The 11,279-nt window shown below is 43.4% G+C and carries 13 protein-coding genes; all 13 read left to right on the plus strand.

From position 1 onward, the window contains the following. Positions 1–912: ABC transporter permease (locus Q0502_RS06385; protein ID WP_298648610.1), on the plus strand; the 912-nt coding region annotated here is incomplete at its 5' end. A gap of 133 nt (positions 913–1,045) precedes the next feature. Continuing rightward, entirely contained in the window at positions 1,046–2,152 is a 1,107-nt protein-coding gene (locus Q0502_RS06390) for an efflux RND transporter periplasmic adaptor subunit (protein WP_298648612.1), read from the plus strand. Positions 2,153–2,180: 28 nt separating this feature from the next. Continuing rightward, positions 2,181–3,491, plus strand: coding sequence for a TolC family protein (locus Q0502_RS06395; protein WP_298648614.1), 1,311 nt, complete (start codon positions 2,181–2,183; stop codon positions 3,489–3,491). Positions 3,492–3,633: 142 nt separating this feature from the next. Continuing rightward, positions 3,634–4,350 carry a head GIN domain-containing protein gene (locus Q0502_RS06400; RefSeq protein ID WP_298648616.1) on the plus strand — a complete coding sequence of 239 codons (717 nt, stop codon included), beginning with the start codon at positions 3,634–3,636 and terminating at the stop codon, positions 4,348–4,350. Between the two features lie 434 nt (positions 4,351–4,784). After that, a complete protein-coding gene (locus Q0502_RS06405; RefSeq protein WP_298648619.1) occupies positions 4,785–4,922 on the plus strand; it encodes a hypothetical protein in 138 nt (45 codons plus the stop codon). Between the two features lie 53 nt (positions 4,923–4,975). After that, entirely contained in the window at positions 4,976–5,317 is a 342-nt protein-coding gene (locus tag Q0502_RS06410) for a hypothetical protein (protein ID WP_298648623.1), read from the plus strand. Positions 5,318–5,547: 230 nt separating this feature from the next. Next, positions 5,548–5,808, plus strand: a complete 261-nt coding sequence (locus tag Q0502_RS06415) for a type II toxin-antitoxin system prevent-host-death family antitoxin (RefSeq protein ID WP_298648625.1) — start codon at positions 5,548–5,550, stop codon at positions 5,806–5,808. After that, positions 5,799–6,071, plus strand: coding sequence for a Txe/YoeB family addiction module toxin (locus tag Q0502_RS06420; protein ID WP_298648627.1), 273 nt, complete (start codon positions 5,799–5,801; stop codon positions 6,069–6,071). The genes Q0502_RS06415 and Q0502_RS06420 overlap by 10 nt, the downstream gene beginning before the upstream one ends. A 168-nt stretch (positions 6,072–6,239) precedes the next feature. Beyond that, complete coding sequence (locus Q0502_RS06425) at positions 6,240–6,878, plus strand: helix-turn-helix transcriptional regulator (protein ID WP_298648629.1); 639 nt, start codon at positions 6,240–6,242, stop codon at positions 6,876–6,878. Continuing rightward, positions 6,871–7,527: a nucleotidyl transferase AbiEii/AbiGii toxin family protein gene (locus tag Q0502_RS06430; RefSeq protein WP_298648631.1), complete on the plus strand. Its 657-nt coding sequence runs from the start codon at positions 6,871–6,873 to the stop codon at positions 7,525–7,527. The genes Q0502_RS06425 and Q0502_RS06430 overlap by 8 nt, the downstream gene beginning before the upstream one ends. Before the next feature lie 237 nt (positions 7,528–7,764). After that, positions 7,765–8,640: a formylglycine-generating enzyme family protein gene (locus Q0502_RS06435; protein WP_298648632.1), complete on the plus strand. Its 876-nt coding sequence runs from the start codon at positions 7,765–7,767 to the stop codon at positions 8,638–8,640. A 152-nt stretch (positions 8,641–8,792) separates the two neighbouring features. Continuing rightward, positions 8,793–9,956: a 6-bladed beta-propeller gene (locus tag Q0502_RS06440; protein WP_298648635.1), complete on the plus strand. Its 1,164-nt coding sequence runs from the start codon at positions 8,793–8,795 to the stop codon at positions 9,954–9,956. A gap of 21 nt (positions 9,957–9,977) precedes the next feature. Beyond that, a complete protein-coding gene (locus Q0502_RS06445; RefSeq protein WP_298648638.1) occupies positions 9,978–10,991 on the plus strand; it encodes a 6-bladed beta-propeller in 1,014 nt (337 codons plus the stop codon). Positions 10,992–11,279: the final 288 nt, after the last annotated feature.

Below are 11,279 nucleotides of genomic sequence, written 5' to 3' on the forward strand. Positions count from 1 at the left end.
AATGTGGTAAGAGGCGACAAAAACGGTTCCTACCGGGTAAAAGGTAGTTATCCGGAATACGATCTGATCGAAAAAAGCAAAATGCTCTATGGACGCTATATCAACGATATCGATATCACCGAAAAAAGAAAAATATGCGTCATCGGGGAACGGATCTATGAAGTGCTCTTCATGAAAGGAGAAGATCCTACCGGAAAACAGATCCGTGTGAACGGCATCTATTTCCAGGTGGTAGGGGTAGCCCGCAGTTCTTCGGGTGTCAATATCGGGGGTGAAACAGCCGAAAGCGTTATCTTGCCGTTCTCCACTATGCAGCAGGCTTTCAACCAGGGAAATATCATTCACTTGCTGGCAGTAACCGCCAAAGAGGGTGTACCGGTAAAAAAGGTGCAGGACCAGATCCAGGAGATACTCAAACAACAGCACCAGGTCTCACCCGACGACAAGGATGCGGTATGGAGCATGAATATTGAGGAACAATTCAAGATGTTCAACTACCTGGGTATCGGCATCGCCGCCCTGATATGGATCGTGGGACTGGGCACGCTCTTCGCGGGCGCTATCGGTGTGAGCAATATCATGCTGGTCACCGTACGCGAGCGCACCAAGGAGATCGGTATCCGCCGGGCTTTGGGAGCCACGCCGCGGAACATCATCGGGCAGATCCTAAGCGAAAGCGTGGTACTCACGGTACTGGCCGGTCTACTCGGCATTGTGCTGGGAGTGGGATTGCTGCGGGCAGCCGGGATCGTGCTCAGCCAGAGTGACCAGTTCTTTAAAGACCCGCAGGTATCATTCGGCATGGCCGTAGGTTCACTCTTCATCCTCATTATCATTGGCGCTATGGCAGGATACATACCCGCGCAACGGGCCATGATGATCAAACCGGTGGAGGCGATCAGTGAGGAATGATAATGAGAATAATGTGTCAAACAACGTTCAACGGAGCGAAGTGTAGTTAATATGCCAATGTGAATAATGTGGGAAGGTTGATTTGGCGATTTTGAATTATGAAATTATGAAATCCGAAATATAAAATAATAATATGAAGAAAGTATTGAGAATTGCAGGATTGGCTCTGTTAGGGCTTCTGGTGATATCTACCTTTGTATTTCTCTGGCAGAAATCGCGCCCGAAAACAGTGACTTACAAGATCGAAACGGCTGTCAAAGGCGATATCGAGAAACGAACCGTAGCTACCGGGAAAGTGGAACCGCGCAACGAGATCCTTATCAAACCGCAGATGTCGGGCATCATCGCCGAAGTCTACAAAGAGGCGGGCGAGACCATACAGGCGGGAGACATCATCGCCAGGATCCAGGTCGTACCCGATATGGTGAACGAGAGCAGCGCCGAATCGCGCGTCGAAAGAGCCCGACTGGCTGCAGATCAAAGCCGGATCAATTGGGAACGGGACCGGAAACTTTTTGAAAACGAAGTGATCTCAAGGGAGGAGTTCGAGAAAGTGGAATTGCAGTACAAGAACGATCAGGAAGAACTGCGCGCCGCCAACGACAACCTGAGCCTGGTACGCACCGGGATTACCAAGAGTTCGGCACAGACCAGTAACACATTAGTACGCTCCACGGTGAGCGGCACCATCCTCGACGTGCCCGTCAAAGCAGGTAATTCGGTGATCCAGTCCAATAACTTCAACGACGGCACCACCATCGCATCGGTAGCCAACCTGGGCGATATGCTTTTCGTGGGCAAGATCGACGAAACGGAAGTGGGGAAACTCTCGGTGGAAATGCCCATGGAGATCACCATCGGCGCCATCCAGGACCTGAAGATCCCCGCATCGCTGGAATACGTCTCTCCCAAAGGGGTGGAAGAGAGCGGCGCTATCCTCTTCGAAATGAAGGCCGCCCTGCAACTACCACCGGATCTGTTTATCCGGGCAGGTTACAGCGCCAATGCCGATATTATCCTGGATCAACGCAACGGCGTGGTGACCATTCCCGAGAGCTCGGTAGAGTTCAGTGGTGATTCTGCTTTTGTCTATACGGTGAAGACCGAAAAACCACAGGAGTTTGAACGGAAACATGTGAAAATCGGCCTGTCGGACGGGATCCGTATCGAAGTGACCGAAGGACTGAAGGAGAACGATAAGATCCGGGGTACGGAGATCATTGAGGAAAAGAAAAGCTAACGTTTTCGTTTTAATTTATCGAACCATTATGCATATCAGAACTATTATCATCGCCCTGTTCGTAAGCGGCTCCCTGCTCCCGGCAGCGGCACAGCAAAAATATACGCTGTTGGAGTGCATCGATATCGCGTTGGAAAACAACCGTAATATCAAACAGCAGGAACTCGGCAGGCAGCAACGGGAGATCTCCTACAGCCAGGCGCGTGCCGACCTGTTGCCCAACCTGAACGCGTCGGCGGGGCAGAACTTCGTATTCGGCCGCTCCATCGGCCTCGATAACGTTTACGAGAACACCAACTCATCGCAGACCAGTTTCGGTCTCGGGGCCGACATCACCCTTTTTGACGGCCTGCGGATGAAGCACAATATCGACGCGCGCAAGGCCGATATGCAGGCGTCGGAAGCCGACCTGGAGAAAATGCGCGACGATATCGTCATGAGTGTATCCACCGCCTTCCTGCAGGCATTGCTCAACCAGGAACTGCTGCGGATCGCCGAAAACCAGATCGAGACCACCCAGGCCAACCTGCAACGGCGCAGTGAATTAGTAAAAAGCGGCAAGATGGCGCAGGGCGAACTCTATGAATTAGAGGCGCAATTAGCCAGGGAAGAACTGAACCGTGTACAGGCAGAGAGCAACCACAAACTGGCATTACTCGATCTCGCCCAATTCATGGAATTGGAGGAATTCAACAATTTCGATATTACAGCGCCCCCCGCTGAAACGCTGATCGACGAAGCCACACTTTTGCAGTCGGAAGCGGTATACGAAAGTGCACTGGTGAATCGTCCGGAGATACGAGGCATGCACTACCGGCTGGAAAGCAGTGAGAAAGAACTGTTGATGGCAAAAGCACAATATTACCCCTCCCTCTCGTTCGGAGTGAATATGGGAACCGGTTACTACAGGATGAGCGGCAGGGATAACACCTCTTTCAGTTCGCAATTGCGTAACAACATGAGTAATTCGCTCGGTTTCAGCCTCCACATTCCCATCTTCAACAGGTTCCAGGTCAGGAACAGTGTCCATAGTGCTGAACTCGCCATAGCCAACACACAACTCGAGATGGACAAGACTAAAGTCGAACTGCGTAAACGGATCGAACAGGCCTATTACAACGCCACAGGCGCCAAAAGCCGCTGGGATGCCGCCCAGAAATCGATTGCGGCCAGCCGTGAAGCCTATCGTTTCGCGGAAGAGAAATATGAGAGTGGCCGTGCCAATTCCTATGAACTGTTCCTCGCCAAAAACAACCTCACACAAGTGCTGGGAGAAGAGGCGCAGGCCAAATACGAATACGCATTCCGTCTGAAGATCCTTGAATTGTTAAAAGATTAATTTTCCGTAATCATTTAATTGATTTGATGATCTAATGATTGAATGAGGTGATTATTAATTTTTAATTTGTCTTGACTCTTGGTTCTTGCATCTTTACTCTTTACTCTTTACTCTTTACTCTTTACTCTAAATAAAAAATCGTATGAAAATTTCAGCTACATTAATCCTCATCGCAGTGTTTTTCACAGCCTGCGGCCCCGGAGGCGCCCAATCGCGCCAGGCTGCGGATCAATTTGAAGTGACCGAATTTACGGCCATCGAGTCATCGGTGGTAGCCAACATTCATATCAAACAATCCCCCACTGTCAGCGTGACTGCCGAAGGGAGCGAAGAACTGCTCAACATCCTCGACGTGCGGATGGAGAACGACAAACTGATCCTTACAATGGAAGACCGTCTCCTGAAAAAGCACAAAGGCCGTGCTGACAAGTTGCTTATTTCCATCTCCACCCCTACCCTTACCAGGCTCGATTTCGACGGCGTAGGGAATATCGAGATCGACGGTGCATTCACCACCCCCGAACTGATTATCGATTCAGAGGGAGTAGGCAATCTCAGTGCGGAGAGGCTCGATGCCGGTTCCATTTACATTTCTTCCGAAGGAGTGGGCAATACCACTTTGGGCGGCAAGGCCGACAAGGTAGAGATAAAGTCGCAAGGCGTCGGGAACGTGAATACTACGAAGCTCACGGCACGAAGCGCTGTCGTCACCTCACAGGGAGTCGGCAATGTAAGCTGTCACGCATCGGAGTATCTCAAAGTACGTTCCGAAGGTATCGGCAATGTGACCTATTATGGGAACCCGGTGGACAAAGAACTCTCCAAAGAGGGCTTAGGAAGAATAAAAGCAGGGAATTAACTCCCTGCTTACTCAATAAATACTCTACTTCTAATTACAAAAAATTCCGGGAACGGGGGCTTGCGAAAGTCCCCGTTTTTTATTTTTCTACTTTATTGATAATTGATATCCACTACCATAAATAGATTTTATTTTTATGTAAGGAAAGTCCTTTAAAACCTTTTTTATATGAGAAATGGATGTATCTAATGTATTATTTCTTTGAAAATCATCATCATGAATAAGAAAGATCAACAGAAGGGGTCAAGGCGCCGAATCAGATTCTCCCTGTCATAAATTGTGTATATATAGATATTGAGGACCCTCTCCATGTGCAAGAGCTCGTTTGAAATTACCCGATAGGTCATACACGACCTTATCATGCCATTATATCGAAACAGGATGGAAGTATTACCCGGAATATTCCAATTCCTTATGATGTAATTAAAACACCGATGGTACGAGTGGAAGGCGAAGCGGTAGGAGTGGTTTTCGCCTCTGTACCCTCAATAATTCCGTATCGTGCCAATTGGCTACTTGTTGAAGCATCATCCGATACAATATACAACTATCTCTCCAAAGAGATAAATTGATTCCGTTCCTTGTAAAAACCCCCTCCTCCACTGATCCTGAAACATTTCTTACCATGGGAACACTTACCGACCGCTTTTATTTCATGCAAACCTTGGAAATGGTGTTTGACCCTGCGGCAGAAAGAGGATTTCCAACAACTGACTTAATGTACGACAAGCAGGAAAATGCACTATTCAGGGCTACCGTATTCAATGGAGATTATCTGAAAAAACAAAAAGTGGATATGATCTCGAATCCAGTAAATGGTGAAATTGCTGCCTTCCAAACTTTAGCAGCCAGCCAGCTTGTTGAAGCATATGAAAATAACGAATTGAAAGGCAAACTGAAAGAAATTGTTGTGGAACTGGATGAAGATTCCAACCCCGTGATCATGCTGACAAAATATAAGAGATAAAATAAAGTGCACCCGGATCGTATAACACAGATATGCTCCAGTTCGGTTATGTAACACTTAATGACGACCTTGCTTAATTGACCTATACCGCCCTCTGAGGAAATATTCTTTCTAAGTGAATATCTGAAATTGTTTATATAAGAAAATAAAATTGAAACAAAATATTCCCCTTAAATAGCCATAAGTACAAAAATAAGTGCTTATATTTGTACTTATAAGCTAAATGAGATATGAGAACGGTAAATTATTCAGAACTAAGAAAGAACCTCAAAACTTACCTCGACGCAGTTATTAACGACAGTGAACCTTTGTTAGTACACCGTTCAGGTAACGAAAGTGTAGTAGTCATTTCATTGGATGAGTACAATTCAATAAAGGAGACTGAATATATAATGAAGTCTCCGGCCATGATGGAAATCATCAGAAAAGGTGAAGATGAAATCAAAAGAGGCGGTGGAGAAAAAGCGGATATGGATGACTTATGGAAATAATTTTGCTTGAACAAGCACGGAAAGATATTGCATACTGGAAGAAAACAGGCAACAAAACTGTGATGAATAAAATCTCAGCTTTGCTGCGCGATATTGCAGAGCATCCATATACGGGGATTGGAAAGCCTGAGCCGTTAAAATACGAACTTTCGGGGAAATGGTCCAGACGCATTAACTCCGAACACCGTATTATTTACTCTGTCCATGAAAATACTACATTCGTTTATATCTTTTCCATGAGATACCACTATCCGGGTATTTAGCCCTTAGTAACGACCTGATTAATCATCGTGACAAAGCATAAGAAATAAAATAACTACTGTTTGTGAACAAATATGTTGACAAATTATTATATTTGCATAATATTGACTACGCCTCAGCAATGTTCAAGCAAGCTTGACACTGCTCACGGCTTGTATTATATTTGCAATATGAAACGAGCATTAAGTGCATTCTCATATGAAGGAATGATTAAAGCGAGTTCCAGACACCATAATGTAAAAATAAAAAATCGCGTGAAACAAGTTGGGCAACATATTGAATCTCTTATCAACAATGGCGGATACAGTCAATCCGACATTGCGAGAGAAATTGGTGTACCCCGGCAGTCGATAAGCTATGTTATTGCCGGTCGGCGTGAATTGTCAATACCACTGGCGCTGAAACTGGAATCGTTTTTCAATCTGCGTGGGGGAGAACTCCTGAAAAAGCAGGCAGAAGACAGTATCCGCAATTATAAGCGGAAACTAAAAAACGAACTGGTCAGACGATTGCTGGAAATCAATGCTTTCTGGTCTTATGCAAGTGTTTCAGCAGAAAATGTTCCCGATGAAGAGTTGATAGAAAAAGTATTCATACAATTAGATTTAGCGGATATAGCTAAACTTTTTGAGTTATATCAGAGGGATTATATCCGTAAGGTATGGAAGGATAAAATGGTTATTCGGGGTGATTATCTTTTCAACCTGAATGTGATGATCGCCCTCTATTACTTTAATATAAAACACCCGGAGAAATATCTCAAACGGGTTGAACGGGAACACTTTAAAAAGCTATTGAATCATGCGTAAAGGATTGACAAGCAAAATGGATGCCATAATAGGAAAGGTCGCTGCCATGGAGAGCATCAAGCCGTATATTCTTTGCGGCGGGACTGCTCTTGCCATGCAACTCGGCCATCGTAAGAGTGAGGACTTGGATTTTATGATGTGGCGTAAATCAAAAAGCGAAAAACCAGAGGTCGATTGGCCTACGATCGAAAAGGAACTAAAAGAAAAGATTGGCGAAATAGAGAATTTCAATATGCTCGGTTTCGACCAGGTGGAGTTCGTGGTGGCGAGCATTAAGTTGTCGTTCTATGTAAGCGAAAACTATTGCCCCGTTTCAGAGCCTGTCCCCTATTTGGGCAATATCCGTCTTGCCGATATATACTCGATCATGGCAATGAAGATGGAAGTAATGCTTCGCCGGATGAAAATACGGGACTATTACGATATTTATGCCATTCTCCGGGAGGGGTATGATATTTCCAGGGGGATTGATCTCGCTTTGAAATATTCACAACACAAATTAAATACTAAAAATATCGTGATAATATTATTGTCGGACAGGTTTATGTCTGATGAAAACATTGGACAACTTGAGCCTAAATACAATGTATCGAAAGAAGAGATTCGCGAATACATACTCCAAAAACTGAAGAACGCCAACTTGACTTGATATATCGAAAAAAACATTTGTCCCGATAGAGGTCGGGGCGTATTAATCCCGGGGATACATTTTATTTCCAAGATTCATCATATTTGTAGAATAATGGAAATAAAACAAATAAACGTTTCTGTATCCTGAAATTCATATTTCCCTTTTTTAACATCAATATTCTACGTAACCGCCCCTTATTTACGATTTATTCATAAATTTGTAGCGGGGATTTGTAAGTCCAATAAAATTAATACAATGACGGAAAACGACACAACATTCCTATTAGTCCTGATAACCTTTGTTCTTATTTTTGGTATCACGACAGCTTGTATTCAAGACAAATCCGACCAGGAATTGATACAAGGTCCCACTTTTACCGTGAATGGAGAAAGTTTTGAGATGGTTTTTGTAGAGGGCGGAACGTTTACTATGGGGTGTACAGCCGAGCAAGGCGGTGATTGTGAAGATGATGAAAAGCCGGCGCATGAGGAGACTTTGCCCACTTTTTACATGGGGAAATATGAGGTTACTCAAAAATTATGGAGAGCAGTTATGGGGTCTGATCTCAACCGGTCATATAATTCAGGTTGTGAAGACTGTCCGGCAGAACATGTAAGTTGGAACGATGCCCAGGAATTTATAAGTAAGTTGAATATCCTTACCGATAGAAATTTTCGTCTGCCTACCGAAGCTGAATGGGAATATGCAGCGCGCGGCGGCAAGCGAAGCAAAGGATACAAATACAGTGGAAGTAATAAAATAGACGAAGTTGCCTGGTATATTGATAATTATCAAAAAAGCAAATACGGAAATAAGGAAACCACACATCCGGCAGGGATGAAAAAGCCCAATGAATTAGGCCTATACGACATGAGTGGCAATGTATGGGAATGGTGCAGTGACTGGTACACTAAAGAATACTACCGTAATGGTAAATCTGTCCACCCGGGATGGCCTTACCCGGGCACGACTCTTCTTTTCCGTCGTGTCTTGAGGGGCGGTAGCTGGGGCGGCAATGCAAAAGGCTGCCGGGTATCGTATATCGACTACGACGTAGAAAACCATCGCGATGAATATGGAGGCTTCCGGCTTGCTTTAGACTCAGATTCAATGCAGGTTGTTACTAATTAATATTACAATGAAACGAGCATGTAAGTCGATTTAATGATGTGATGATATAACGATTTGATAATTATTTAATCAACAAATCAGTAAATCAGCAAATTAACACATCTATTATTGCGAGTTCCATACATCTTGACGTAAAAAATAAATATTATCGTATGAAAAAAGAAACTACAATTCTGGCAATTATCCTGTTTATAACGGCAGGAATAGGAGGATGTAAACGGTCCGGCACACAGGGTGATCTTATCACAGTTGACGTAACGGCAAATTATCCCAAGAAGGAGTTGATTCTTCAGGACTTTATGGATGTGGAATACATTCCGCTGGAAACCAATGATGAATTTGTTACTCAGGGTGATATATTGGCAATAGGGAACAAATACATATTAGTGAAAAACTGGATCAACGACGGGGATATTTTTGTTTTTGACAGAAAAACCGGTAAAGCATTAAGAAAGATAAACAGAAGGGGGCAGGGCGCCGAAGAGTATAACTTTATCAACGGGATTGTGCTTGATGAGGAAAACAATGAAATATTTGTCAATTGTTCCCCTTCGAAAAAAATATTCGTGTACGATTTATCGGGCAATTTCAAACGAAGTTTTGCGCATACTGAGGGCTCTGATTATTGGAATATTTTCAATTATGATAACGACAATCTGATCCGTTACGATAATTCGGCATATTATAAAGATGGAGAGCCCAGAGGCAACCAATCGTATCATGCCATTATATCGAAACAAGACGGGAGTATTACCCAAAATATTTCAATTCCTTTTGACGTAATCAAAGCACCGATTGTGCGGGAGGGAGAGGGGACGGCTACGGCCTCTGTGCGCCCGATAATTCCATATCATGACACTTGGCTGCTTGTTGAAACATCATCTGATACAGTGTACAACTATGTGCCCCAAAAGAATAAATTGATCCCGTTTCTTGTAAAAACCCCCTCCACAGATCCTGAAGTTTTTCTTACCATGGGGACTCTTACCGACCGTTTTTATTTCATGCAAACCATGAAAAAAATGTTTGACTTTACAACGGGAAGAGGATTTCCAATTAACGATTTAATGTACGACAAGCAGGAAAATGCTATATTCAATGCATCCGTATTCAATGGTGATTATGCAAAAAAACAAGAAGTGGATATGACTTCGCATCCGGTAAACAGTGTAATTGCGACCTTCCAAAATTTAGCAGCCAGCCACCTTGTTGAGGCATATGAAAATGACGAATTGAAAGGCAAACTGAAAGAAATTGCAGAGAAATTGAATGAGGAAGCCAATCCGGTGATTATGCTGGTAAAATATAAAGAATAAGATAACTGAAAAAAGAAGATCATGAAGAATTTATTCACGCTTGTCATTTTATCCTTTGTGGCAGTTCTCTGGAGCTGTACAGCCAACACCGGTACGGAAAAGCATCAAAGCAAACGAAACAACATTATAGATGTGAAAGACAGGGTTCAGGAAATAGAAATAGAAGACGTGATGATCGGTTCTATCGCCGCATTATATCTTGTAGATGATTACCTGATCATTGGCGACTATAGAACCTACGATATGCTTATCCACCTATTCAACAGAAATAATTATGCATACATAACGAGTGCTATACCCAAAGGTCAGGGACCGGGTGAGATCACAGGTATGGGGCATATCGGAGTAAATGAGAAACAGAAAGAATTGTATGTGTCAGACCATGGCAAACTAAAAATATTCAACTACCCGCTTGATAGTGTCCTCAACGATCCTTATTATATGCCGGAAGTAAAGAAAGAATTGAATAACATCCAATTTCCCAGTGAATACCTATATATCAATGATACCTTGTGCTATGCAAGAATTATAGAACCCACCGGTAATGTGGGACATAACGAAGCTGCGGGAAAATGGAATATGCAAACAGGAGGGGTAGTGAAAATGAGATACACCCATCCCAAAGTACGCACAAAACGTATTGGCATAGCTGCATCCATAGAACATGAAACTTTTGTGGAATGTTACGCTAATCATGACCTTATGACAATTATGGACCTGGACGGAAATCTGAAATACAATGTATATGGAAATAACTGGAACGATGGTAAAATTATCCAGATTTACCATTTTAAAGATGTTGTTTTCAGGGGTGATAAAATAATAGCCTCCTATTCGGGAAGAGATATGCATGGAAATACCTATCCTGATAAACTATTGGTTTTCAATATTAATGGTGATTATATAAAAACACTGGATATTGGATATAAAATACTCGATCTCTGTTATGATGAACGAAACGAAAGGTTACTGTTTGCCTTTGACGATATGATCCAGTTCGGGTATTTAGCGCTCAATGACGACCTGGTTGATTGACCTGTAACCAGATGTAAATATCAGAATACCCGTGATCTGCAAAATGATAAAAATAATCTTCAAAATATTTACAAGTACAAAAACAAGTACTTATATTCGCACATATAAAACAGGTAAGATATGAGAACGGTAAATTATTCAGAACTAGTCTCATGAAAAAGAAAACTCTCATCTGCCTTTTTGCCCTCGGGTATATGCTGTACGCCCATGCCCAGGCAGACCTCGACACACTTGCCGGGAGGATAACGGAACAACTGCGGCACCATGCATCCGAGGCAATCTATTTGC

This window comes from uncultured Proteiniphilum sp. (assembly GCF_937873925.1).
Classification (GTDB): domain Bacteria; phylum Bacteroidota; class Bacteroidia; order Bacteroidales; family Dysgonomonadaceae; genus Proteiniphilum.